The organism is Candidatus Xianfuyuplasma coldseepsis, assembly GCF_014023125.1.
Taxonomy (GTDB): Bacteria; Bacillota_I; Bacilli_A; order Izemoplasmatales; family Izemoplasmataceae; genus Xianfuyuplasma; species Xianfuyuplasma coldseepsis.
Map to the genome: position 1 here is coordinate 996597 of NZ_CP048914.1, position 25478 is coordinate 1022074.

Here is a 25478-nt window from a genome sequence, read left to right on the forward strand (position 1 = left end):
TCGATTCAGTTGTTATTCACTTGTCGCATTAGGATTCACATCAGTGAACCCCAATTCATCTAGTCCAGCTTGGACATATTCACTTTGCATAAAGGAATCCCACACAACTTCGGTATAATAGTTTCCAATCATGACAACGGTAATCCCTTTATCGATACCAAGAGAATCGGTCGCAAACCACGGATCATCTGGATTTTCAAGATTATAACCATCTTTGAAACCAAAAGTTCCCTTTAAGTCATCTAGTGTATCAAAGTAGAGTACGGCATCACTAACCAGCTCTGGAGCAAATGGTAAACTGCCGATTGCTCCAGCGACGGTGATTGTCCCGTCATTTACATGAGTCCAGTTTGGATTTCCAGATGGTGCAGCACCATAGAATCCACTGTATCCAGTTGGACCATCACCCGCTGTCATTCCCCAGGAGTTTTCACCAAAGGTTTTGAACGTTGAAGAATAATCAATTGCATACTCACGGTTCGCAAGGGTTGCAGCAACACTATTATCCCACCAGTTCACACCATCTTCATCCCATAAATTACGGAAATCAACAAACGCATGACTAAACTGATACGTAAATAAACTTCCAAACCAGCTGTGAATAAATTCATCGCCACCATAGCTTCCATATAGTCGATCTAACCGATCGTAAGCTTCTTTACCTACACGATAATCGGGATTTGGTGTACCTGCGGAGAGGACATATAGTATCAACTGTTCAGCGACATGGTTCCAGGATCCAAAGTGTTGTTCTTCGTCACGATCATAGCCCATATAGAATTTATTCGTGGTGTCATTATAGTACCAGGTCCAATCAACACCGGTATAGATATCATCTGCAACGGTTTTGACATCACCACCAAAGTATTCTCCTGCTGTTAAGGCACCACCTAAGAATAATCCGGTATCAATGATGCTTACTTCACTAGATCCATACCGAGTTCCACTCGCTTTGTCCCAAAAGTGATAGTAAAATCCATGAAATCGAACAAGTTCACTCATTGATTGTAATGTTTTTAATGCACGTTCCTGACCTTCTTCATAGGTAATGAAGCCCATTTCTACACCAATCGGAATTGCTGCTAAACCAAAACCGACACCTGCAATACTGGCGATTGATCCATTGGTTGGATACCGACTTGTTATCAACCCATAGCCATCACTTTCTTCATTGGTGTTTGCTAGTAACCAAAACATATTGAAACTTTTCTCGAGTTCCCATAATAGAATCTCCTCGGCAGCAAGTGGTGCATCTACACACTGGCCATCTTCTTCGATAAGGCCATCTTCGCAAGGTGCCAAATCGACAACACAAACGCCATTATCTTCAATGTATCCTTCATCACATTGTAATCCTTGCGGTCTACATGCGGCTAATCCAACAAGCATCAATACAATCAGTAATTTTTTCATGGATATCACTCCTATCTAGATATGTTTATTATAGGGGACATACTTATAAATGAAAAGTACAAAGTACAATATTTGATAGTTGTGTGTGTACACACAAAAAAAGGATGAGGCATCATCCTTTTATTCTAACTCAATATTTTGTAAGGTATCGCCGATGTCTGCGGTTGGGTTCAACCGAGCATCTAATTCCTTGTGCATTTTTTCCATCATTTCATTGTCAAGTGGGTAGTATTTCATCGCAATAACAGAAGCAAGATGTCCGAGTGCTGGGAAGGCGAAGTAGGTTATTAAGATTCCCCAGAATAGAAGTGGTGTCGGTTCGGTTTCGGTTAAACTGACAAATCCAAACGCAGCGAGTAATACCCCAGAGATCACACTACCTAAGGAACTAACCAACTTATCAATGAAGCTGAATGCCGTACCAATCATTCCTGGAATAAATTTCCCGGTATTGTAATTTTCATAATCGGCGGCATCGCCAATCATCGGAATAACATTTAGATCAGTACCACCCATGAAGTAACTATTAATACCAAGTACAAATACCAACATTAAGAAATTACTTGGAGCAAGTGCGACCAATCCAATTGCAATGAATCCCCAGATGAACGCACCCCATGATAGATGGGTAAAGGATGTTTTTCGTCCCCTTTTATGGGTATATGCAAGTACGCTAAATGTAGCAAGTAACATGAAGATAATCGTTGTTGGTGTAACCGTTGATTGCATTTCTGGATTTAAGACAACGTATGCATAGAAGAAGACAACCAATCCTTGGCCAATGGTTAAGGTTACTTTGTTTGTTGAAGCAGCGACCACAAGCATTTGCAATGCCTTGTTGTTTTTAAACATTTCAACATAGTCTTTTACTTTTGGTTTTTCAGTTGATGTTGCGACACTTAAATAGTTTTCAGGAACATCTTTTTTCCAAATTCCTACAAGTGCAAAGATCGTAAACAATAGTTGCAATCCAACCATAACAAGCGCAAGACTTTGCCAGTTCTCAGCAACATTCGTAAATCCTTCTGGTACTAAGATTGGGTAAAGAATCATACCGGTCATAAATACAATCATCGTAAACAGTCCACTGATTGCATTTAACGTCGTCCGTTGTTTTGGATCACTTGTTAATACGTTTTGTCCAGCTTTGGAAATGGATGTTTGGAACGTATACCCAATAACCCAAATTACGTATACACCAAGTAGTAAGAAGAAGTTCCCACCATCGGTTCCGGTTTTTAAGCCCCAAAACAATAGTAAGAACATGATATTCGATAGAATACTACCGGCAATCATCCACGGGCGGAAGCGCCCGAGTTTGGTATTGGTTTTATCCACCATAACCCCAATAATTGGATCGGTAATCGCATCAAAGATTCGGGTTCCCCCGGCTAAGAATCCTAAGGTAACAGTGGAGAATCCATATATATCCGCTCCGTATGCTAAAAACATACTACCACTGATCAAAACAAATAATGCATTGGTTGCTGCATTGTTTCCCGCAAATCCAAACAATTGCCAAAAACTAGCACGATTTTTCACTTTTATTGTTGTATCCATACTGTATCTCCTTATTTTTTATATTGTTGTAATGCTTTGTTTACTTGGATTAATAATGCGAGTGGCATCGAGTTCTTATCAAACTCATGAATCATCATCAGACTCATTCCTGCAGCCATTTCGAACATCGGATGTTTACGGAATTCACTAAAGTAGGTATCGAATATTTGTTCCGTGTCAGGATTATCCAGTAGTTCTTGAATCGTCATATTGACATTGTAGTACATTGGATCAATTTGTAGGATCTCGTCGTTATCAAGTTGATCGTCAAACCAGTTGTCGACATTTAAATTGAGAACCCCTTTGCCTTGATCGGCTTCCGGTACAGAGTACGATGGGTTAGGTTCATCCACAGTAATGAATACCGTTTCATCACATAACTCACCGGCACATACTGTAACGGTATTTTCACCCTCTTGTAAGGTTACATTTGCGGTGTAAATGACATCGTAATGATCCGTTGTTGGAACCTTTTGTCCATTGAGAAAGAATGTGATTTCATCAAGATTACTATAGGCTTTTAACGTTATATCTTTGTTGTGTCGTTCGACAAACCGTTTGGAATTAAGATGCACCATCGGTTCTTTGCTCCATTTGGCTTTGTAGTAGAAGAAGGCATCTTTGCGAATTGTACGATCGAAGTTGACAAGACCTTTGTTGTTTAATCCTTGAACGCCACCTTCATCACGGAAGTCTGCCGCAAAGGTAAACATGTTCCACACATAGGTTCCCCAGATATAGGGAGTATTGCTTAAAATATCATAAGCTTTTTCGTGCCATAAGGCATGGTATTCTTCTGTGTAATCTTTTACTTGAGGAGTATCGGAATGATACTTGATAATTCCTTCGACACCGTATTCACTAAGTCCAAGAGGACGCGTAGGATTTTTCTCACGATAGTCCGCTAGCCAGCCTTTAAAATCTTCGACCACACCACTATACCATCCGAAGTAGTGATTAAAGGCAACCACATCAGTGATTGTATTCATCGAATCGAGGGCTGGATGCATTGATACTTGGGCTTGGGTCGTTAAACGATAGGGATCGAGTGATTTTGTTAGATTGTGTAAGTTTGTCACAATTTCCTCAACATTATCCCGTTTTCCAACTGCGGTAATCTCGTTTTGAACGCCCCACATAACAATACTACTGTGGTTGTAGTTTTGTTTGACAAGTTCTTCCATTTGACTCATGGGATTGGATCCAGTATGATCTTCTTTTGAAGGACGGGTAATATATGGAATCTCCGCCCAGATAATCATTCCTTCTGTATCGCATAAATCGTAGAAATACTGTGCTTGTTGGTAATGAGCTAATCGGATTGAATTCGCTCCAATTTCTTTAATAAATGCCATATCTTCTTCATGCATTGCTTTAGTTAATGCATTTCCAACATCTTTGCGATCTTGGTGACGTGAGACCCCATTTAAACGAAGTAATTCTCCGTTTAAATAAAATGCATTTTCATCCATATGGAAGAAGCGGAATCCAGTTGGGATACGACGTTCATCAACGATGGTATTGTTCGCTATCAATGTAACAACGATTGTATATAAGTATGGGTCTTTCACACCGTTCCATAAATGGGGATTGTTTAACTGTAAGCGACTAGAAGTATGAACATGGTTTGATAGGTGGATTACCTCTTCTTGAGAGAGGACAACCGAATCATTGGCATCCAATACTTGAATCGACAACGACACATCTGTATCTTCTAGATCATTGTTCATATAGGTATCAATGGTGAAGTTTGCTTGTTTGTACGAGATATCTGTTTGTGATACATACACTCCAGGAGCTCCCTTATGGGTTAAATCAAATGCAATAGGTGCTGTATATACAAGATAACTATCTCGGTAAATTCCACCGTAGAAGGTAAAGTCTGCCATTAACGGCATCACATCTTCATGATGCGAGTTATCCACTGCAACTAACAGTTCATTGGTTCCTTCTATGGCACTATCGGTAATATCAAAACGGAAAGTAGAATATCCACCTTTATGAGTTCCCAGTTCAGTCCCGTTTAGATAGACTGTACCAATACTATTTACCCCTTCAAATTCAAGAAATACACGACCTTCATGAGAAGCCACTTCAATGTCTCGTTTATAAAAACAGGTTCCGCGGTAATAATCATTACCACCATCTTGGCCATCGAGGTTATTCCATGTATGGGGTACTTGTACGATCTCCCACTTTGCATTGGCATCGAAGCCATTATCTTTGGTGAAACTCCATTCACCGTTTAAACGTATTTTTTTCATTGTTATTGTCCTTTCACACACTTCTGATACTACCATAATAGTATAAATTTGTAAGCGAATTCATATCTCAGATTAATATAAAATAACAAATTCTTGATGTTATTTGCGAAAATATCTATAATAGAGATGGTGATGATATGGATCGAGATAGTTTTTACAATGTATTGTATAAGTTAATTAATATTCCGTTTTACGTGTTGGATGAAAACAAGGAATCCAGCTTATTCAGTGGGCTCAGTATTCCCGATAAACTCAATGAAGTTATCAAGAAGAATCGGATTCAAGTGATTCGTAGTATTGAAGCGGATACCGTATCCCGTTTAAAAGATGTGTCGAATCTTAGTTACATTGGATTCATGATTCAAGAAGATACTGTTGTTATTGGACCGTTCTTAGAACAGGAAACCGATCTGAACAATTTGACGGCATTAAAAAAGCGACTCCGGTTAATTCGCGAAGACGCTGTTATGTTAGATAGCATGTTTAATCAATTACGGGTGTTGGAATCTGTTGAGATTCACTTTATATTTCACCTAATTAAACGAATGTTTGGGACAGGTTTAGATCCCCTTCAGTTTAAGTTGCTTACTCCGGAACGAGTCAAAAACGCCCAACGTATTGATGTGGACAGCTTATTTCAAGAGTTCGAGTTCGTCAAACGGAACTATGAAATTGAGGATATGTTCATGTCGATTATTGAAACGGGTGACGTCACTAAAGCAAGAAACTTTCAAACCCATGAAATCATGTCCAACCTACCAGAACGGGCAATCAATGATACTTTGCGCAATACCAAAACCCGTCTGACAATCATGAATACCTTGTGTAACCGGGCGGCCATCCGCGGTGGTGTCGATGTCCAACTTGGTCATCAAATCTCGACAAACTTTGGGATTCAGATCGAATCGATGAAATCGAACTTCGACGCCAATAAGTTTATGCGCGACATCTTACTTACATACACCGAAGCCGTTGATCAATATGCGATACGCGATTACTCAAAATTAATCCGTAATGCCATCTTTTATATTAGACGTCACATTACCGGTAGCGTATCCTTGCACGACATTGCCGACTACTTGTATATTTCAAAAGAACATTTATCACGACAATTCAAACATGAAACGGGTTATACCGTTACCCGTTATATCAATCGAACCAAAGTCATTGAAGCAAAAAAGCTACTGAAACAACAAACCCATAGTGTCCTAGATATTGCCACCATCTTAGGATTTGCCAACTCGTCCCATTTCTCCAAAGTATTTAAAGATTATGAGGGCATTACCCCAAAACAATATCAAAATAGCGCACAATAAAAACTGCACCTACCAATTTATATCATTGATAGGTGCAGTTATTTTTCAGTTAAGTAAATTTGCATTACTTGAATACTTTAGTAATGCTTGATAGTAAAGAACTTAAAATGGAGTAGGTGGATTTTAAGGATTCTGTATACGCACTATATGCTGTATTCGCATAAGACGTACTAGAGACGTAATCCACATTATTGGAATAAAGATTATCAAAGTTGTTCATGCTAAAGTCCTCGCTTTCATGAGATTTGTTTCGATTGAAACACCCTCATTATACGCTTATGAAAACAAATGTAAACAGTAATGTACATGAACACGTTTTCAATTGATAATCAAAGCTTCCTTACATTGTTAAATCATACTTATTAGGTAATAAACTAGCCTTTTTGTACAATGTTTTCATAAAATGAAAGAGACTGAAAACAGGGAATAGAAACATCGTTAATAGGGGGTTAAACAGTTCATACAAGAATCGCGATTGAGCGACCGATTTGAACCGAATACGACGCCATAAATGATCCATTGAAATGCCCATACCGTTGGTCATTGTAATCATATTACATACTGCAACAATCAACTCTGCCTTTTCAAATCCATACTCGTCAACCAACCGATAAATTGCGTCATCTGTTGGATCTTCTTTCTGATCCGCAAAGTGTTGACCAAATAGAACAGCTACCGCATCTTCAACAGGGATATTACTGGTATCACCATTGAGGATTTCTTGTATTTGCTCTTTTGTCATGCCGCTTTGCAAGGCTATTTTGGTATGAACAAACGAACACATTTGACAGCCGTTTACTTCAGTAACGGCAAGCATGATTCGTTCTTTTAGTTTCTTGTTCATTAATCCTGTGCGTCGTTTTGAGCGCAGAAGGACAAATGATTTTGATGCACATACGATATTTTGTAGTTGTTCTTTGATTGAGAACACTCGTGATTGATGTGTCATGATATCACCTCGGTAATACCATATCATATTTTATGAAAAACTAGTTCCAATATGAAACTAATTCTAAATAAATACCCTTACATGAATTAAATTACAAATAAAAACACTTCAAGCGAAGTGTTATTTTCTTAAATCTTGTTTCGTTGGCATCACCGGGATCGCCCCTTTTTCTAAAACCACATGCTGACTCACTTTGTGAGCAAAGGATAATATAGCCTCATCTTGGACGTCTTCAAGGTTATTCAGGTTAATACCACGTGCTAAAAGTTGATATATGATGGCACCGATAAAGGAGTCTCCGGCACCTGTTGTATCCACAGGCTTGACTTTTTCACTCGGGACAAAGATGACGTTCTGTTTCGTATAGATACTGGCCCCATTGGACCCTTCTGTTAAAATAATAACTCGAACATTTCCTTTAAATAAGGATTGAATGGCATCGCTCTTGTTCTCGATTCCTGTTATAAACAATAATTCGTCATCACTGATTTTGAGGATATGAGCTTCTGGTATGAACTGATTAATGGTTTTCTTGTATGCGTCTTTATCCGGCCATAACGGAAAACGCAAATTCGGATCAAACGAGATGATCATATCGTGTTTCTGTGCATATTCAATTGCGGCTTTATGAGCTTTACGTACAGGATAATCAACAAGATCGACACTACAAAAATGAAGGACATCCCCTTTTTTGAAAATCGATTCATCGATGTCCTTGGGTTCCAACAGCATATCCGCTGAAGGATTGCGGTAGAAAGAGAAATCCCGTTCACCATCGTTTGTCAACGACACGAAGGCTAATGCCGTATTGGCTTTATCCGTTCGTTTGATGTGAGACGTATCAACGCCCACAGCGTTTAAACTTTCAATCAGATGATCACCAAATCCGTCTTTTCCTACTTTTGTCAGCATAATGGCACTACCACCCAAACGGGTAACACAAGCTGCGACGTTTGCGGGTGCTCCACCGGCAACACGTTCATAATTAACAACATCTTTGAGTTTGCGTCCTTTTTCTTTGGGAATAAAATCAATTAATAATTCGCCAATACTGATGAGCTTGTTCATCCAATCACCTCATTCTTATTGTACTATAAAAATCAAACAAAAACTCCCATTTTTTGGGAGTTTTATGGATTGTTATAAGATGTTTTCAATATCGGCTTTCATTTTCATTGGATTGACATTGGGCGCATAGCGTTTGACGACATTTCCCTTGCGATCAATCAAGAATTTGGTGAAGTTCCATTTGATTTTGGAACCCAGTAATCCTTTTCCTTCTTGTTTTAAGTAGGTATACAGGGGATTTTCATTTTCCCCGTTGACATCAATTTTCGCCAATACCGGAAAACTAACTCCATAATTCAACTTACAGAACGATTGGATTTCATCATTGGTTCCCGGTTCTTGATTCATAAATTGATTGCTTGGGAAACCTAGAATTTCAAAGCCTTTGTCATTGTATTCTTCATACAGAGCTTGTAGGTCTTCATATTGTGGTGTAAACCCACATTTACTAGCAACATTGACAATCACCAATACTTTGTCTTTGAATGTGCTTAAAGAAACTGTATTTCCAGCCGCATCTAATACGTCATAATCATAAATACTCATCGTATCACTCCTTTATGTTTAACACTATTATTATACCGAAAATCGGATAAGAAAACGAATCATATACTACTTTTTAGAATAGGAGAAGATCGTTGGTAGGAACGTTAAGGTCATCAGTACACTAATAATCATACCTACCCACATTAGAATCGAGACATTGGTGTGGATTGTCAGAGGAGATAACAGCATGACACTGAGCCCTAATGATATCCCTAGGGCATTGGCAATAACCGGTTTGGAGACGCCTTGATAAGCCAACTGTACACTTGTCGTTTTATCGTTATTTTCCTTACGATGCATCTTGTAGACACTACTAAAATGCACCGCATAATCAATCCCGACACCAATACTGATTGAGAAGATGATGACGGTTGTAATATTCAGAGGAATACCCGTCATCCCTAGGACGGCGTAGATACTTGCTACCGTAATTGAAATCGGGATAATACTGATAAATGCTACCATTACATCACGCAAACTTATGAGTAACATCACAAATACAACTGCAAGAGCAAGAACAATACTATTTCTCTGCATCGTCCCAATTGATACATTTAAGTCTTTTAGTAAATACTGTGTTCCCGTGATTGACACATCCATATCTTGATCATTGACAAGATTTTCGAGTTCAATCAACGTATCATTTGTCATATCGCTTGGGAACACCATCAATCGAAGTACATTATTTTCAGCATCGAACATATCATCAATTGGTACATCCGACGAGGATTTCATTAAGTCATAGACAAAGTTCAGCATGAAATCATTGGGAATGTCACCACCGACTTGTTGTTCAAACATGATTTGTAATAAACGGTACGGATTGATGACACGATTTACATTGGATGTTTCATCCAAGGCCGTAATCAACGCTTCCACTTCATTCATCGATTCAATACTTACTATATTATCGGATTTATAGATGATATATAACGGAATACTTCCCCCGTTTACCTCCTCTAATTTCGTCGCATTCTGTGCGACAACCGTTTGCTTCTTATATACGCTCAACATATCGAACTCATGATTGATTGAACTGGAGAATACAATACCAAGAGTAAGCAATATTAACACGATAACTACAGAAGGAATACCCCATAGTTTCTTAATATAATCGGCAAATGGAATATGAATCCGTGCTTGTTTTTTCGGTAGTACATTGAAATTATTGGATAGAATCAACGGTAACACATACCACGTCGCAACACCGGCGAGTAAGATTCCCAGTGAGGCAAATACCGCCAAATCAACTATACTTGACGTATCCATCGACAACAAACTTAAGAATCCCGCCATCGATGTTAAGGTGGTCACTATCATCGGGATTCCCGTTACTTTAAGCGCACTAGTCATCGCCTCTTTATGGTTTAATCCTTGTTTTCTAGATTCTTGGAAATGCGTCATAAAATGCAATCCGTCAGCCGATCCAATAACAATAATAAAGATCGGTACGACCGCCGTTAAAATCGAAACTTCATTTCCCATATAGCCAATAATACCAAATGTCCAAATCGATCCAATTGCTGCCGGAACAACACTGAGAATCGTTGGTAAGAGTGCACCAATTTGCCAGCGAAAAACCAGTAAAATCACAAGGATTGCAAGTGGTGGCAATATAAATAATATTTGGAGGATATAATCGACAATCTTCACCTGATTATAATCGTCTCCCGCTATATAGGTCGGAAGATCAAACGAGGCCAATTCCTCTTCAAGATAACTCACATCACTGCCACCAAAGTCATCACTTACAAAGACCGTAATCAAACCATAGTACGTGTCATCTTGGATCACGATTGGACTGAATTCTTCCATAAGCGTATACTGCGTCAGCAGTTGCTCAGGTGTAATTAAATCAAAGGGAATTTCCCCAGTAGGTGTTGCCACATCCATCGGGGCAGGTCCTTGGACATAATCCACATTGGACATTCCTTCAATCATTCCTTGGATATTACGAAGTTGGGACTTTGATGTGTCTCCAAAATCGTCCATTTCTACCAACACCATAATCTGATCAGTACTACCAAAGGTGTCGACCAATTCTTCAAGAGTGGTTTCATACTCGGAATCATTGGTTGTAAACAATGAAAAATCCGTATTTAAACGAACTTGAATAATCCCAATGATTGCGGCTATGTTAATCATAATAAATCCAATAATAAGTGCTTTTTTGTATTTAAAAATAAAGTCTACGTATCGTTTCATGATGTCACCTGCCTACTGTTTCATTATAGTCCTCATATAATATAAAGTAAATACAAAAAAACGATAGTTCAACTATCGTTTTTTACCTTTATTAGCTTGTTTGTTTTGCTTCTCATGACGATGTCTCAAATCATGGAGTATCTCTTCAGTATTATGTCCTAATCGGGTATAGGAAATCGTCATGACATAGGAATAGTACAGGAGGTATAGTGCTGATAAAACCAACACAATTATCTCAATAATGAACCCGTTAATAAAGACAATCAGTAAGGCTATCCCGAGATCTACTCCAATGACAAACCATTCACTTTTTAAGGCTTTGCTTTTCGATGTCATCGTAAAGACCAATTTCAAGATGACTCCGACAACTAGTGCAGCATAGACTATTAACAGATTGTCTACATTGACAATCCATAAAATAATCGCTGTCCACAAAGTCGTATACATCGCAGGAAAGTTCATAGCCAATGTCAGTAGTTGTTGGACTATGGTTTCAAAGAAATACGTCGAATTAAATTTCGTTTCATTCATTGTTATCACCTACTTATAGTATATCACCTTGATATAGGATTTGATAGAGTTCTGAACGGACTTTATCAAATGTAGTACGATCATTGACGTTTGACAGCATGATCAGTTGGTAACCATAATCGACAAATAAACTCGATATCGAACGAGCTCCCGGTCCACCACCGGTATGATAGTTATAGTTTACCGGAGGAGTTTCATTGGTATCAGAAGCTAAAAAGAAGCCATACCCATACGACACATATTCATTGATTGGTGTGTATTTAACAAACAACTTGTTAATCCACTCTTGTGGTAACAAGGTACAATCAAACAAGGATTGATTCCATTTGTGAAGGTCTAACACGGTAGAAAAGCATCCACCGCCACCCCCAGCTAGACGCATATCAATCGGCATCGCATCAACAATCTGTCCCTCGTTCACATCGTATGGAACTGCAAGATGATCAGAAGGATCATTATGATCAAAGTCGGTATCCTTCATATGGAGAGGTTCAAATAATGCATGTTTCAAATGCACATCAAAGGGTTCACCGCTGATGAGTTCAATTAATCGTGTTAATACCATATACCCAGAACCAGAATATTCATATGCTGTTCCTGGTTCAAAACTTAACCCTAACGGGAACACGACGTCATCGACAAATACTTCATAGAAATAATCCTTGGCAAAGTATGTACTATAGTCGGCAAATAATTCATATGGAGCAATTCCACTGGAATTGCACAACAACTGATGGATAGTAATCTTACTGCCATGTTGATAATGAGGGAAATACGTATCTAATGTATCATCCAATGAACATTTTCCCTGGTATGCCAACAGTAACATCGCTACCGCAGTAAACTGTTTCGATACCGATGCAATTCGAATTCTCGTATCCAGAGTCATCGGTATTTGATTCTCGATATCGCGGTAGCCATGTGCTGCCTTATCAATAATTTGTTCTCCCTTACTAAGGAGTACTTGTCCATTAAACGAATGGGTTTTTAAAATGTCTTTTAGTTGCATGTCATCACCTCACTATTCATTATAAAACCATCTGATTTGGTTTGCAATTTAAACTGATTTTTTCTTATCTTTGAAGCAACGTTGCTATGTTATCATTGAGATTTCTTGTTTTTTTTCGTTTCGCGGTATAATAGATGTATAGAAAAGCGAGGTGAGACGAATGAAACTGTATCTACAAAAAGCATATCAATTACTACGATTTAACATTCGTCCATTACTTGTCTTTGAAATCATCTACCGGTTACTAGGACTCGCAATTGTGTATCCGCTTGTTACTGGGATCTTATATCTATCCGTACGTTGGACCGGATTTGAGTATGTCGTTAATGCGGACTTCTTTGAGTATATTACAGACATTCGCACAATCCTTCTTGGCTTGTTTTTATTACTGGTATTTGGCATCTATGTTACCTATGAAGTCGTCGTTCTATCGATTGTCTTTCATGCCAGTCATCATCGCCAACCAGTGGGAATCCAGTCATTATTGATCGTATCGGGAAAACGATTATATCAGATGATTAAGTCGTATCATATCGTCATCATTACCTCCTCGATGATTTTCTTATTCTTAGTCGAGTTGTTTCATATTGTCGGGATTGCGAGTACGGTACAAATACCGGATTATATCGCTTCCGAGTTAGCCCGGTTTTCGTGGTTCCGCCCGGTTGCATTTTTCCTCATTGTGGGGTTGCTTGTATTGTTTATTGAAACGATCTTCTTTGAGCTTCAATGTACGATTGAAAAACCAACATTGAAAGAGAATTTTAATCACTCACGACGACTTTTAAAAGGCAATCGTTTGAAAATGGTAATCTCATTCTTTATTGTCAATGGAATCATCAATGTCTTAATCTATGCCCTCTACCTAATCATTATCGGGATTGTCGCCTTGTTTGTCCTACTATTCCGCGGAGAGTCTACCGTATATCCCATTATCTTGTCGATTATTTATAGCGTTTATCTGATTGTAGGGTTACTAGCAACCATCATTTTAATCCCAATTAACTTTGCCTGGATTAATGCATATTACTATAAACACAAGATCACAAAACACCTAGAACTCGTAGAGGATGTTCGGTATATCCGATCCAATCGTCCATTTCGTAGAACGGTATTTTATCGAATTATTTCCGGAGTAACGGTTCTTCTCGCGATTGGAACCATCATCTTTATTTCGTTCATCTCCAACAACCCAGCCAAGCTGGAGTTGTTAAATAATCCGGTTGTCGTATCCCATCGTGGTGGAGGTAATTTTGGACCAGAAAACACGATTGCAGGGATCCAGCAAGGACTTGATTTCGCAGCGGATGCAATTGAAATTGACGTTCGGTTTACCAAAGATGGTGTACCTGTCTTACTTCATGATGCGACCTTAACCAGAACCACAAACGATACCGCAAATACCAAGATCTCCGATCTTACGTATGAAGAACTGGCCCAATATGACGCCGGTTCGTGGTTCGATGAAGCGTTCGCTGGCGAACCGATCCCGACATTAGATGAAGCACTCCGTCAAATTAATTTTCAAGCGACCATCTTCTTGGAACTAAAAGACTCGTATCAAGGGGGAGAAGAAATCATTGTCGAAATGCTCCAGGATCGATTTTTAGTTCGTAATGTTATCATACTCTCTTTTAATCAAGGACAGTTAGAGCGAATCAAAGCGTTAGATGATCGAATTGAAACACTCCTATTACTAAGTTCTTTTATTGGTGATATCTCCGTGATAGCAGGAAATGATCGCATTGATAACATCGGCTTTCGGTATGAACTTGCGCAAGGAAATGCCGATCGTATTCGGATTCTTCAACAAGCCGGTAAGGAAGTCTATATTTGGACCATTAATAACCAAGACGCAATATCGGAGATGAATTCTCTTAATGTTGACGGGATTATCACCGACTATCCCCTTCTAACACGGGAAGTTATTTATTCAGATTCCACAAAATCCGAATATCGTAAACTTCTAGAAACGATTTTTTCACGCGATATCCAATAACGAATGAAGAAGGAATCCTTATGGACAACAAACCCTTTATCACCATCCACCGTGGTGGTGGAAACGATGCGCCGGAAAACACACTATACGCCATTCGTCAAGGACTCAAATATCCTGTGGATGCGATTGAGTTTGACGTCCGTTTTACGAAGGATCACATTCCCGTTTTACTGCATGATGCCTCCTTGAAACGGACAACCACAGAACAAGATAAGCGCTACATCAAGGATGTGACACTAGAAGAAGCACGGACTTTTGATGCAACAAGTTGGTTTGATTCACGTATTCCCAAAGAACCAATCCCAACACTAGAAGAAGCGCTACAATTACTACAAGGCAAGAAACAAATCTTCATTGAAATCAAAGCGCATGATCCCTATATGGGACTTACGATAAAGCGACTCCTAGAAACCTATAACATGGTTGACGATGTCTTTATCTTATCCTTTTACAAAGATATATTATTGGACATAAAAGAACATATTCCAACCGTTCACTGTACTTTTATCTTCTCCAGATGGAGACAACCTTTTGCAGCCTTGCTCGATCCTCGTTTTGATAGTATTGGTCCCAAATATCGATACTTGTATCGTCATCCCAAACTTGTGAAGTTTCTAAAAGAACACAATAAACCGATCTATACATGGTCTGTCAATAAGATGCGACATATCAAGCGATTTATCAAGTGGAAGATTGAAGGGATTACCACCGACAAACCCACGCAACTATTACACTACATAGAAAAACAATCTACTCGCGAGTAGATTGTTTTCGTATTGGGCATACAAAAAGAGAGAAGCCCATATGGTTTTACACAACTTGTATTTTATCCTTCATTAATAAATTAATGTATGGTATAAATCCTTTTCTTTACTTTGGATAATCGATTTCCATCTATTGATTTCTCAATGATTTTCATCCGGATTATTGGTTCCATTTCGATCCAATTTTCTAATACATATTCAAGATTTTTATCGAGTTGTGCGTTCTTCTCTCCGTACAAATATTAAAGCACTTTAAAGAGCTATAGTCAATAGGAAATGACGATATACTTATCCACAAAGTTATCCACAATATCAAGGTCAGTATAAAAAAGGGCTTTATTGGTTGATATTGAACCCTAGCGGTTTTTCAGGTCGTGGAAAACTTTTTGATGAAGAAAGCGCTTGCGCAAAAGGTGGATGGATAACGAACTAATTTATGTTGAATAACCTACATCATAAATCTATTATTTCACATCAAAAATATGTATGACAACGCTTGTATTTCATAGTATTATAGTGATGTAAAATAGAACCTTATTTTTAGGAGGCCAGTTATGAAATTTAATCACGCAGCAACATATGATATTGTTGTTCCAACAAGTATGGGTGTCCGCTTAACACCACTGCATCGTCAAGTGGTTCATACGAGTACTCAATTTCAGCTACAAACAACATCCGCAGAAAGTAATGTGTTATCCTGTGGTGCATCACTTGGACTGAAGACAAAAGTCTTAACCGCATTTGTCAAAGACAGCCCGATTGCTCAGTTTATCAAAAACGATTTAATGCGCCGTCATATTGAATATGACGGGCAAGATAAACCACAAGAAGGACCATGGGGATATCGTCATCAGTTTAATATCGCTGACAGTGGCTATGGTCTTCGTGCACCACGCGTTCATAATGATCGTGCTGGAGAAGTGGGACGTACAATTCAATCCAGTGATTTTGATGTGGATCGATTGTTCCAAAAGGATGGGGTAAAATTAATCCATATCTCAGGATTAATCGCTGCCTTAAGTACAACGACATCGACTTTCTGTGTGGAACTGGCAAAGAAAGCCAAACAACACAACACACTAATCAGTTTTGATATTAACTATCGCGCATCGTTCTGGAAAGATCGGGAACAAGAACTGCGCAGCGTATTTCACGAAATCGCCTCATTGTCTGATATCTTAATTGGAAATGAAGAAGACTTCCAACTAGCACTTGGTGTACAAGGACCAGAATCCGGTGGCGAACATCTCGAAAACAAAGTTCAACAGTTTATAGATATGATTGAAACGATGAAAACATCATATCCAAACGCCCAGATGTTTGCAACAACACTACGTGAAGTTGTGAGTGCAAACGAGCATTTATGGGGATCCATTGTCCATGATGTTACCACATCATCCTGGGAAATCGTCAACCCGCGACCGATACAAGTGTTGGATCGCATCGGTGGTGGTGACGGCTTTGTCGGTGGATTGCTGTATGGGTTAATTAAGGGAATGTCCCTTGCGGATGCCTGTCACTTTGGTTGGGCAAACGGGGCCTTTACTGCAACCTTATTAGACGATTATTCAATGCCGTTATCCGAAGAACAAATATGGAGCGTGTACGAAGGTAATGCACGCGTAAGGAGATAGATACAATGACCTACAATATTGGAATGATTGGTCTTGCTGTCATGGGTGAAAATCTTGTATTAAACATGGAATCCAAAGGATTTCATGTTTGTGGTTATGACATCGATCAAGACCGTGTCAACGCATTTAAAAATGGCCGAGCAAAAGGTAAAAATATTGGTTTTGCAGATTCACTAAAAGATCTTATAAACCAACTTGAAACGCCGCGTAAAATCATGATGATGATTCGTGCTGGTAGTCCCGTCGATCAAGTGATTGATCAACTCCTACCATTACTCGATCAAGGAGATATCATCATTGACGGTGGAAATTCAAACTACCACGATACCTTACGCCGTTATGAACTTGTCACGAGCAAAGGCTTCTATTTCATTGGAAGTGGTGTTTCTGGGGGTGAAGAAGGGGCATTAAATGGACCATCACTAATGCCAGGAGGCTCTAAAGAGGCATGGGCTCATGTGGCTCCGATCTTTAAAGCAATCGCTGCCCGTACATCCGATGGAGACATCTGCACCGAATGGGTCGGACCTGGAGGGGCAGGACACTATGTAAAAATGGTACATAATGGAATTGAGTATGGTGACATCCAATTAATTACCGAAGTCTATCACATCATGCGCGATGGTTTACAAATGAGTCATGATGATATGGCCGATGTCTTTGATCGGTGGAATCAAGGGGTACTTGATAGCTATCTGATTGATATTACCAAAGATATTTTACGAAAGAAAGACGAAGATGGTAGTGTCCTTGTTGAAAAGATACTAGATACCGCAGGACAAAAAGGTACTGGTAAATGGACTGCAATCAGTTCTCTTGAAGAAGGTATCCCATTATCTCTGATCGGGGAAAGTGTATATGCACGTTTCTTATCCTCACAAAAATCAGAACGAATTGTAGCATCGAAAACCTATAATCGAACCATCAAACCGTTCAAGGTTAACAAAGAAGAGTTCTTACAACAATTACACGACGCCCTCTATGTCGCTAAAATCATTAGTTATGCCCAAGGATTTGCTTTACTAAAAGAAGCATCTAAAATAAATAAATGGAATCTAAACTACGGAGATATTGCCTTAATGTGGCGTGGCGGATGCATCATTCGTAGTCGTTTCTTAGGCAAAATCAATAAAGCATTTACCAATCAACCATCGCTGACAAATGTACTTCTAGATGGGTACTTCAAAGATGCTTTGGACAAACATATCAACAACTACCGCACCGTAGTAGCCAAAGGTATATTGCATGGTATTCCAATGCCATCACTCAGTGCCGGATTGGCCTACTTTGACGGATATACAACAGAGACCTTACCTGCGAATTTACTCCAAGCGATGCGCGATTATTTCGGGGCTCATACCTACGAGAGAATCGACAAACCACGAGGTGAATTCTTCCACACCAATTGGACTGGTACAGGTGGAACCACTTCATCAACCACATACAACGCATAGGAGGAAACCTCATGGATATTCGATATTATGGTAAAGAACAAGGGTTATCCGATACAGAAATCTTGAAAGGTATTCAAAAATCCCTTCAAGATTTGACTGTAAACCGTGTTCTAATTATTCCTCCCGATATTACCCGATTTCATTCCTATGCCGGTCGAATCACCAATATGTACTACCACGAGTTAAAAGACCTTTGTGAGATCGATATTTTACCGGCACTCGGTACCCATGTACCGATGCCAGATGATGAACTTGAAGAAATGTTTGGTGACATTCCTCTAGACAAATTCATCATCCATGACTGGCGCAATGACGTCGTAAAAATCGGTGAAGTCCCTGCGGACTATGTCAAGGATATTACCGGAGGCTATTGGGCCGAAAAAGTCACTTGTGAAATCAATAAGATTATTGTAGAAGGAGACTACGATTTAATTCTCTCCATCGGCCAAGTCGTTCCCCATGAAGTCATAGGAATGGCAAATCACTCCAAGAATCTACTCGTTGGTTGTGGTGGTAGAAACACCATCAACGAATCGCATATGATTGGGGCGGTCTACGGGATGGAACGGATGATGGGAAAAGATCATACTCCTGTTCGTAAGATTCTTGATTATGCCTTGGAACACTATCTAAACAACCTACCGATCGTCTTTGTTCTTACGGTTACCACAGCCGTTAAAAACGATGTCACCATTCACGGATTGTTCATTGGACCTAATCGTCCTACCTTTGAATCCGCGGTCGAGTTAGCTCAAAAGAAAAACATCGATTTCCTCGATCGTCCAATCAACAAATGTGTCGTCTATCTAGACCCCAAAGAATTCAAATCTACCTGGCTTGGAAACAAAGCCGTATACCGCACAAGAATGGCAATCAAAGACGGTGGCGAACTACTTATCTTAGCTCCCGGTGTCAAACGCTTTGGCGAAGATGATCGGATTGATGAATTGATTCGGACCTATGGTTATACGGGTCGTGATCAAGTCCTCAAGGACTTCCATAACAACAAGGATCTCCAAGACAATATGAGTGCTGCAGCCCATCTCATCCACGGCTCCAGTGATGGTCGCTTCACCATCACCTACGCCGTACAAGATATTACAAAAGAGGAGATTGAACAAGTACAATTCAATTATGCGAATTACCACGATGTCATTCAAACATACAACCCCGACACCTTAAACTATGGGTGGAATACTCTAGATAATGGAGAAGAGATTTTCTATATCCCCAACCCAGCTCTAGGGTTATGGATCGATAAAAATAAATTTTAAGACAAGAACGCAACTTATCTATGATACAATAAAACTAACATTTCATTTGTTAGTAGAAAGAAGGCACAAATGAAATTACCACAAATTCACGATTTACAAGGAAAAACAGTTGTTTTAACAGGAGGCGCAGGGGTCCTTGGGACAACCTTCGCAAGAGCACTTGCACAGGCCAATGCCAATGTGGCAATACTGGATTTAAATGAAACGGCAGCCACTGCTTTAGCAAGCGAAATTCAAGCGTTAGGCCAACACGCCATTGGCGTGAAATGTAACGTCTTAGACAAAACCAGTATTGAAGCAGCACGAGAGACAGTATTAAAGGCATACAAGAAAGTGGATATCTTAATCAATGGTGCCGGAGGCAATCATCCTAGTGGTACCACAGGACATGAGTTCTTTGATAAAGAGGATCTCAAGAACGACATCAAAACATTCTTTGATCTTGATCCCGACGGTATCCAATTTGTCTTTAACTTAAATTTCATTGGTACGTTACTACCAACCCAAGTCTTTGCCAAAGACTTACTCGATGGTGGTAACATTATCAACATCTCGAGCATGAATGCATTCACACCACTGACAAAGATACCAGCCTACAGTGGTGCCAAAGCAGCTATCAGCAACTTTACCCAGTGGCTTGCAGTTTACTTCAGTAAAGCCGGTATTCGTTGCAATGCGATTGCTCCTGGATTCTTCCTGACAAAACAAAACGAAGCGTTGTTACTGGACGAAAACAAACAATTCACACCACGAGCACAGAAGATCATTACCAATACGCCAATGGGACGTTTTGGTAATAGTGAAGAACTCGTTGGTGCGGTACTCTTTTTAATCAACAATGACGCAGCCAGTTTTATCAACGGTGTTGTCCTTCCTGTGGATGGTGGATTTAGTTCATATAGCGGGGTGTAATATATTTATGTTTGTAAACGACGATTTCCTGTTACAATCAGGGCTCGCCAAAGAGCTCTACAAAGAAATTAAAGACTTACCTATTATTGATTTTCACAACCACTTACCACCACGAGACATCTACAAAAACGATCCCTACACCAACATTGCGGATATGTGGTTGGCACATGATCACTACAAATGGCGCTTAATGCGCAACAGTGGTATCGATGAAGAATTTATTACCGGTGACGGTGATCCCAAAGATAAATTCTTTAGCTATGTTGCTTCGTTAGAGAGAGCCTATATGAATCCTCTACATCATTGGAGTCATATGGAGTTAAAAGAATACTTCAACATTACCGATGTCTTAACGACCGATAATGCGGAGGATATTTATCAACAAGCCAATGAGTTTCTAGAAAGTACAACCGTTGGTCCACGAGAACTCTTAGAACAAAAACAAGTCGAAGTTCTCTGCACCACCGATGATTTAAACGATGATTTGGAATTTCACAAGCTCATTCGTGACGATAAAACCTTTGACATTCAAGTCCTACCTACCTTCCGTCCCGATTCCTTGTTTATGTTTAATGATGCGTCTTTCTTTGATGTGATTACATTACTCGAAAAAAACACATCGATTACCATCAGTGGGATTACAACTTTAGCAACCGCGTTATCGAAACGCTTAGACTATTTCAATGTCAATGGCTGTAAAGTTGCCGATCACGGTCTCAGTGAACTCCACTATGTTCAAGTATCCAAATCCGATGCATCCAAAATCTTAAAGAAACGCTTAATGAAATACGAACTATCCCCCCTCGAAGTAGCCAAATTAACCAACTACTTACTCAAGTTTTTCATTAAGGAATATGCAATTCGCGATATGGTATGTCAAATTCACATTGGTGCACTACGTAATACCAATGAACGGATGTTTAAACAAGTCGGTAAAGACAGCGGATACGACAGTTTATCCGGAAGCAACTACATCAATGACTTAAATGAACTCCTAAACGAAATTCACAGTCATTACCCATTACCCAAAATGATTTTATTTAACTTGAACCCACGTGATAATGAAGCCCTTGCTTCATTATGTGGAAACTTCAGTTGCCAAACACCTGGTAAGGTTCAACTCGGTGCGGCTTGGTGGTTCAATGATCACTTAAGAGGCATCACCAATCAGCTTGCAACCTTTAGTGAGTATCTGAATCTAAGTACCTTTGTCGGTATGCTTACCGATTCTCGTAGTTTCTTATCGTTTGTCCGTCACGATTACTTCCGTCGAATTCTTTGTAATTTTGTCGTCGACAATGTTCAAAAAGGACTTATCCCTAACGACATGGAACATTTAAAACAATTGGTTCGTGATATTGCTTATTACAACAGTAAAAGTTATTTTAATTTATAAGATAGAAGTCTCACGTTTAACGTGAGACTTTCTTTTTATTTATAATCTAGTATAATATGAATATACGTAGATGAAGTAGGTGAATCAATGAATCCATTTCGAACAGAGGAATTACTCGAAAGCTACAATGGTATTGCATTAATGTTAGAAGATGATAAAATCGTGTATATTAATCATCAATTTTCAGAATTGCTGGGGTATACACAAAATGATGTCATTGATCTCCATGTAATTGAATTGATTAACCCGGATGATCGAGCGGAGTTTACCAATGGCGTATTTGTCAATCCCGGGGCCTCGGAAATGACGACTCAGATCTATCATAAGAATGGATCACATATGTATTTCACACTGAATGCATTTCAGTTCAAAAATACGTATGTCGTACTTGGTAAACGCCTGCGGCGTCAATACAAAAGCTTTGATTACGACATCACAAAAGAAGATATCATGCAATCGTATATTAATCATCAAATGGACGTGGATGACATATCCGAGATCGTTACAACACGCTTTGATGAACTTCGTTTTGCATTGGATAATTTACCGGTAGATTTTTGGATTAAAGACAAAGATCATCGGTATTTATTCATGAATGAAATCATGTTGAAACGGACAAAAATGGAACCAAACAGCTACTACCTTAAGAATGACTTCGATTTATTTGATCGGGACATTGCCAATGATTTCTTAAAGACCGATATGCAAGCAATCAAAACAAAAAAGAAAGTTCAATACATCTTTGAGTCCAAAACAAGTCGTTTTGTAAAATGGACGGAAGTATCGAAAGTTCCTATTTTCAATAAAGACGATAAATACATTGGTCTAATATCCTGTGCCATCGACATCTCCAGTATCAAAGGAAACGAAGCAGAACTAGCACAAGAAAATAAGGCACTTTTGGATATTTTACATAGTCAATATGATGTTGTAGTGTACATTAATAGCGATGGGTATATCGAACATCAGTTTAACCGATTGAATTTGGATTTTGAGCAACGACATTATCGTGAGTGTTTTAAAGAAAACACCATGTTATTGCGATATCTTGATGCAGGATTAAAAGGGATTGAAAGCAACTTTTTAGGAACCATAAAAGGAATAGCGGCAAACATTGTTGTAAAACCAGTATCTTTACCCGATGGACATCAACGATTGTTTCTATTCGGACGGGAACAACGTTCATAATGGATATTATTACGTTTCTATCATCAAATACGAATCATATTGTTCGAATCTGTGATATAGAGAACAATTCGATTTACTCCAATCCCAGCTATTCCATCGCTGAAATACCCTATGAGGAAGGGGTGTTTCCCTTCCATGATTGGACCATTACAAATACCATCCTCACCATCGATAACGTTCCGTATTTATTTTCTTCCATCCAAGAATTACAGACAACAACTTATTTGGCAACGTTAATGAATACCTTTCGAAACTTAGGTATCCCGATTGCCATCATCCATAACAAACAAGTGCTCTTTCGCAATGAAACATTAACAGCATTATTAAAAACTCCTGAAGAAGACTTAACGACTACACCGTGGCAAAAACTACAACAACCTTATAAGAGCCGTATCCAGCGACTACTAACGAAAGAGTCGTATAACTCAGCTGAAATTTACGTGGATATTAACCCCGACGAAACCCATTGGTTTATCATCAACAAAGCCGTATTGAAAATTGAGGGTGAAACCTACATCATTTTTGTCTTTCAACTGGCTGATGTAATGAAACAAAGAGAACTCGCATACAATCAACAGCAAGCATTCTTAACCAATGTATTCGAATCGATTTTTGAAGGGATCCTCGTTATTGATATTCATAACAATATAACCTTTATTAACCAAGAAGCTATCAAACTACTCGGCGTGACCAAACAAGTCGTTGGAACCAAGGTGACGGATGTCTTACGAATCTTTGGTGCCAATGGTAACCCATTTAACTATCTAATAATAGAAGAACTCAAATCCAACGAGTATGAACTGGAAACATTATCGGGAATGAACTACTATATCAATCTCCGCATTCGTGACATGGTTGATAAAAACAATGACAAGTTGGGTAAAATCATTTCCTTCTTTGAGATAGGTGAAGAGAAAAAACGGGAAAAGGAAATTCTCTATCTTACCTACCACGATACCATGACAGGACTACACAATCGAACCTTCTTTGAAGAACAACTGCGATTATTTGATACGCCGCGGAAACTACCATTATCGATCATCCTAGGTGATGTGAATGGTTTAAAATTAACCAATGATGTGTTCGGTCATGAAGCAGGTGATTTACTATTAAAACGGATCGCACGAATCATGAAAAGCACCTGTCGCCAAGAAGATGTGATCGCCCGTTGGGGTGGAGATGAGTTTATCATCCTCCTACCAAATACAAACGAAACGCAAGTTCATATCATTATGAATCGAATCATCGCTGAAATTGAACGGGTATACAAAGATCATGAAATCCAATCGATTCTTCCAAGCCTTTCCCTAGGATATGGTGTAAAAACGACTGAAACAGAAGATGTCTACCATATCATTAATATTGCCGAACAAAACATGTATAAACGAAAAATGCTGACAAACTCCAGCATCTATTCATCGATTATTACATCGATGACGCAATCCTTATTTGAGCGTTCCAGTGAAACCGAAGAACATGCGAATAGACTTCGTGATTACGCCCATAAAATCGCTCGAAAACTACAGGTAACTGAAGCCGATATTCAAGATTTAACACTTCTCGCAAAATTACATGATATCGGTAAAATCGGAATCCCAGATGAAATTTTAAACAAACCCACCTCCCTCACAAACGATGAATGGACCATTATGAAAAAACATCCTGAAATCGGATATCGTATTGCCAATTCAACATCCGAACTCAAAGGGGTTGCTACCTACATCCTATCCCACCATGAACGCTATGATGGTACGGGGTATCCAAAAGGTTTGCAAGGAGAAAACATCCCCCTATTATCTCGAATTATCAGCGTTGTTGATGCCTATGATGCGATGTTATATGATCGACCTTATCGAGCAGCTTTACCGCATCATAAGGTTATTGAAGAAATTCAAAACAACGCAGGAACTCAATTTGATCCCCTGATTGCTACAACGTTCTTACAAATAATCCGTGAAGAACAAGAAAAAGCACCCCAATAAGGAGTGCTTTATCT

At 39.1% G+C, this 25478-nt stretch carries 20 protein-coding genes; 10 read left to right on the forward strand and 10 right to left on the reverse strand.

Features of this window, described 5'->3' with window-relative positions; genetic code table 11:
* Nucleotides 1–12 precede the first annotated feature (12 nt).
* From G4Z02_RS04725 to G4Z02_RS04735, 3 genes are all read right to left on the reverse strand, one after another.
* Nucleotides 13–1413: a glucoamylase family protein gene (locus G4Z02_RS04725; RefSeq protein ID WP_258876843.1), complete on the reverse strand. Its 1401-nt coding sequence runs from the start codon at nucleotides 1411–1413 to the stop codon at nucleotides 13–15.
* A 120-nt stretch (nucleotides 1414–1533) separates the two neighbouring features.
* Entirely contained in the window at nucleotides 1534–2973 is a 1440-nt protein-coding gene (locus tag G4Z02_RS04730) for an MFS transporter (protein ID WP_258876844.1), read from the reverse strand.
* Nucleotides 2974–2984: 11 nt separating this feature from the next.
* Entirely contained in the window at nucleotides 2985–5237 is a 2253-nt protein-coding gene (locus G4Z02_RS04735) for a glycoside hydrolase family 2 protein (protein WP_258876845.1), read from the reverse strand.
* A 137-nt stretch (nucleotides 5238–5374) separates the two neighbouring features.
* On the opposite strand from G4Z02_RS04735, the gene G4Z02_RS04740 reads away from it, so the two are divergent.
* Complete coding sequence (locus G4Z02_RS04740; RefSeq protein WP_258876846.1) at nucleotides 5375–6553, forward strand: helix-turn-helix domain-containing protein; 1179 nt, start codon at nucleotides 5375–5377, stop codon at nucleotides 6551–6553.
* Nucleotides 6554–6617: 64 nt separating this feature from the next.
* Here G4Z02_RS04740 and G4Z02_RS04745 read toward each other — a convergent pair whose 3' ends face one another.
* From G4Z02_RS04745 to G4Z02_RS04775, 7 genes are all read right to left on the reverse strand, one after another.
* Nucleotides 6618–6773, reverse strand: a complete 156-nt coding sequence (locus G4Z02_RS04745) for a hypothetical protein (protein WP_258876847.1) — start codon at nucleotides 6771–6773, stop codon at nucleotides 6618–6620.
* A gap of 120 nt (nucleotides 6774–6893) precedes the next feature.
* Nucleotides 6894–7502, reverse strand: a complete 609-nt coding sequence (locus G4Z02_RS04750) for a carboxymuconolactone decarboxylase family protein (protein ID WP_258876848.1) — start codon at nucleotides 7500–7502, stop codon at nucleotides 6894–6896.
* Between the two features lie 120 nt (nucleotides 7503–7622).
* Nucleotides 7623–8570, reverse strand: coding sequence for a carbohydrate kinase family protein (locus G4Z02_RS04755; RefSeq protein ID WP_258876849.1), 948 nt, complete (start codon nucleotides 8568–8570; stop codon nucleotides 7623–7625).
* A 72-nt stretch (nucleotides 8571–8642) separates the two neighbouring features.
* Nucleotides 8643–9116: a glutathione peroxidase gene (locus tag G4Z02_RS04760; RefSeq protein WP_258876850.1), complete on the reverse strand. Its 474-nt coding sequence runs from the start codon at nucleotides 9114–9116 to the stop codon at nucleotides 8643–8645.
* A gap of 66 nt (nucleotides 9117–9182) precedes the next feature.
* Entirely contained in the window at nucleotides 9183–11321 is a 2139-nt protein-coding gene (locus G4Z02_RS04765) for an efflux RND transporter permease subunit (RefSeq protein ID WP_258876851.1), read from the reverse strand.
* 72 nt (nucleotides 11322–11393) lie between these two features.
* Nucleotides 11394–11852, reverse strand: a complete 459-nt coding sequence (locus tag G4Z02_RS04770; RefSeq protein ID WP_258876852.1) for a hypothetical protein — start codon at nucleotides 11850–11852, stop codon at nucleotides 11394–11396.
* 13 nt (nucleotides 11853–11865) lie between these two features.
* The gene (locus G4Z02_RS04775) at nucleotides 11866–12861 is read right to left on the reverse strand and encodes a serine hydrolase domain-containing protein (RefSeq protein ID WP_258876853.1); all 996 of its coding nucleotides are present in this window, start codon (nucleotides 12859–12861) and stop codon (nucleotides 11866–11868) included.
* A gap of 160 nt (nucleotides 12862–13021) precedes the next feature.
* Here G4Z02_RS04775 and G4Z02_RS04780 point away from each other — a divergent pair, with 160 nt between their 5' ends.
* The 9 genes from G4Z02_RS04780 (at nucleotide 13022) to G4Z02_RS04820 (ending at nucleotide 25464) form a co-directional block, all read left to right on the forward strand.
* Nucleotides 13022–14860 (forward strand): glycerophosphodiester phosphodiesterase, encoded by a 1839-nt coding sequence (locus G4Z02_RS04780; protein ID WP_258876854.1) that lies wholly within the window; start codon nucleotides 13022–13024, stop codon nucleotides 14858–14860.
* Between the two features lie 20 nt (nucleotides 14861–14880).
* On the forward strand, nucleotides 14881–15624 hold the full coding sequence (locus tag G4Z02_RS04785; RefSeq protein ID WP_258876855.1) for a glycerophosphodiester phosphodiesterase: 744 nt from the start codon (nucleotides 14881–14883) through the stop codon (nucleotides 15622–15624).
* A gap of 554 nt (nucleotides 15625–16178) precedes the next feature.
* Nucleotides 16179–17258: a PfkB family carbohydrate kinase gene (locus G4Z02_RS04790; protein ID WP_258876856.1), complete on the forward strand. Its 1080-nt coding sequence runs from the start codon at nucleotides 16179–16181 to the stop codon at nucleotides 17256–17258.
* A gap of 5 nt (nucleotides 17259–17263) precedes the next feature.
* Nucleotides 17264–18712 carry a decarboxylating NADP(+)-dependent phosphogluconate dehydrogenase gene (gnd, locus tag G4Z02_RS04795; RefSeq protein WP_258876857.1) on the forward strand — a complete coding sequence of 483 codons (1449 nt, stop codon included), beginning with the start codon at nucleotides 17264–17266 and terminating at the stop codon, nucleotides 18710–18712.
* Nucleotides 18713–18723: 11 nt separating this feature from the next.
* Nucleotides 18724–19986 (forward strand): nickel-dependent putative hexonate epimerase, encoded by a 1263-nt coding sequence (locus tag G4Z02_RS04800; protein WP_258876858.1) that lies wholly within the window; start codon nucleotides 18724–18726, stop codon nucleotides 19984–19986.
* 69 nt (nucleotides 19987–20055) lie between these two features.
* The gene (locus tag G4Z02_RS04805) at nucleotides 20056–20898 is read left to right on the forward strand and encodes an SDR family oxidoreductase (RefSeq protein ID WP_258876859.1); all 843 of its coding nucleotides are present in this window, start codon (nucleotides 20056–20058) and stop codon (nucleotides 20896–20898) included.
* Between the two features lie 7 nt (nucleotides 20899–20905).
* The gene (gene uxaC, locus G4Z02_RS04810; protein WP_258876860.1) at nucleotides 20906–22294 is read left to right on the forward strand and encodes a glucuronate isomerase; all 1389 of its coding nucleotides are present in this window, start codon (nucleotides 20906–20908) and stop codon (nucleotides 22292–22294) included.
* An 87-nt stretch (nucleotides 22295–22381) separates the two neighbouring features.
* The gene (locus tag G4Z02_RS04815) at nucleotides 22382–23482 is read left to right on the forward strand and encodes a PAS domain-containing protein (RefSeq protein ID WP_258876861.1); all 1101 of its coding nucleotides are present in this window, start codon (nucleotides 22382–22384) and stop codon (nucleotides 23480–23482) included.
* A complete protein-coding gene (locus tag G4Z02_RS04820; RefSeq protein WP_258876863.1) occupies nucleotides 23482–25464 on the forward strand; it encodes a diguanylate cyclase in 1983 nt (660 codons plus the stop codon). Before G4Z02_RS04815 ends, G4Z02_RS04820 begins: the two co-directional genes overlap by 1 nt.
* The last annotated feature ends 14 nt before the right edge of the window (nucleotides 25465–25478 follow it).

Excerpts from the sequence above, each read along its gene's own strand:
- G4Z02_RS04780 (WP_258876854.1), top strand. The coding sequence starts at position 13,022 with ATGAAACTGTATCTACAAAAAGCATATCAATTACTACGATTTAACATT.
- G4Z02_RS04820 (WP_258876863.1), top strand. The coding sequence starts at position 23,482 with ATGGATATTATTACGTTTCTATCATCAAATACGAATCATATTGTTCGA.
- G4Z02_RS04765 (WP_258876851.1), bottom strand. The coding sequence starts at position 11,321 with ATGAAACGATACGTAGACTTTATTTTTAAATACAAAAAAGCACTTATT.
- G4Z02_RS04800 (WP_258876858.1), top strand. The coding sequence starts at position 18,724 with ATGGATATTCGATATTATGGTAAAGAACAAGGGTTATCCGATACAGAA.
- G4Z02_RS04805 (WP_258876859.1), top strand. The coding sequence starts at position 20,056 with ATGAAATTACCACAAATTCACGATTTACAAGGAAAAACAGTTGTTTTA.
- G4Z02_RS04755 (WP_258876849.1), bottom strand. The coding sequence starts at position 8,570 with ATGAACAAGCTCATCAGTATTGGCGAATTATTAATTGATTTTATTCCC.
- G4Z02_RS04725 (WP_258876843.1), bottom strand. The coding sequence starts at position 1,413 with ATGAAAAAATTACTGATTGTATTGATGCTTGTTGGATTAGCCGCATGT.
- G4Z02_RS04750 (WP_258876848.1), bottom strand. The coding sequence starts at position 7,502 with ATGACACATCAATCACGAGTGTTCTCAATCAAAGAACAACTACAAAAT.
- G4Z02_RS04775 (WP_258876853.1), bottom strand. The coding sequence starts at position 12,861 with ATGCAACTAAAAGACATTTTAAAAACCCATTCGTTTAATGGACAAGTA.
- G4Z02_RS04735 (WP_258876845.1), bottom strand. The coding sequence starts at position 5,237 with ATGAAAAAAATACGTTTAAACGGTGAATGGAGTTTCACCAAAGATAAT.
- G4Z02_RS04740 (WP_258876846.1), top strand. The coding sequence starts at position 5,375 with ATGGATCGAGATAGTTTTTACAATGTATTGTATAAGTTAATTAATATT.
- uxaC (WP_258876860.1), top strand. The coding sequence starts at position 20,906 with ATGTTTGTAAACGACGATTTCCTGTTACAATCAGGGCTCGCCAAAGAG.
- G4Z02_RS04785 (WP_258876855.1), top strand. The coding sequence starts at position 14,881 with ATGGACAACAAACCCTTTATCACCATCCACCGTGGTGGTGGAAACGAT.
- G4Z02_RS04760 (WP_258876850.1), bottom strand. The coding sequence starts at position 9,116 with ATGAGTATTTATGATTATGACGTATTAGATGCGGCTGGAAATACAGTT.
- G4Z02_RS04730 (WP_258876844.1), bottom strand. The coding sequence starts at position 2,973 with ATGGATACAACAATAAAAGTGAAAAATCGTGCTAGTTTTTGGCAATTG.
- G4Z02_RS04815 (WP_258876861.1), top strand. The coding sequence starts at position 22,382 with ATGAATCCATTTCGAACAGAGGAATTACTCGAAAGCTACAATGGTATT.
- G4Z02_RS04790 (WP_258876856.1), top strand. The coding sequence starts at position 16,179 with ATGAAATTTAATCACGCAGCAACATATGATATTGTTGTTCCAACAAGT.
- gnd (WP_258876857.1), top strand. The coding sequence starts at position 17,264 with ATGACCTACAATATTGGAATGATTGGTCTTGCTGTCATGGGTGAAAAT.
- G4Z02_RS04745 (WP_258876847.1), bottom strand. The coding sequence starts at position 6,773 with ATGAACAACTTTGATAATCTTTATTCCAATAATGTGGATTACGTCTCT.
- G4Z02_RS04770 (WP_258876852.1), bottom strand. The coding sequence starts at position 11,852 with ATGAATGAAACGAAATTTAATTCGACGTATTTCTTTGAAACCATAGTC.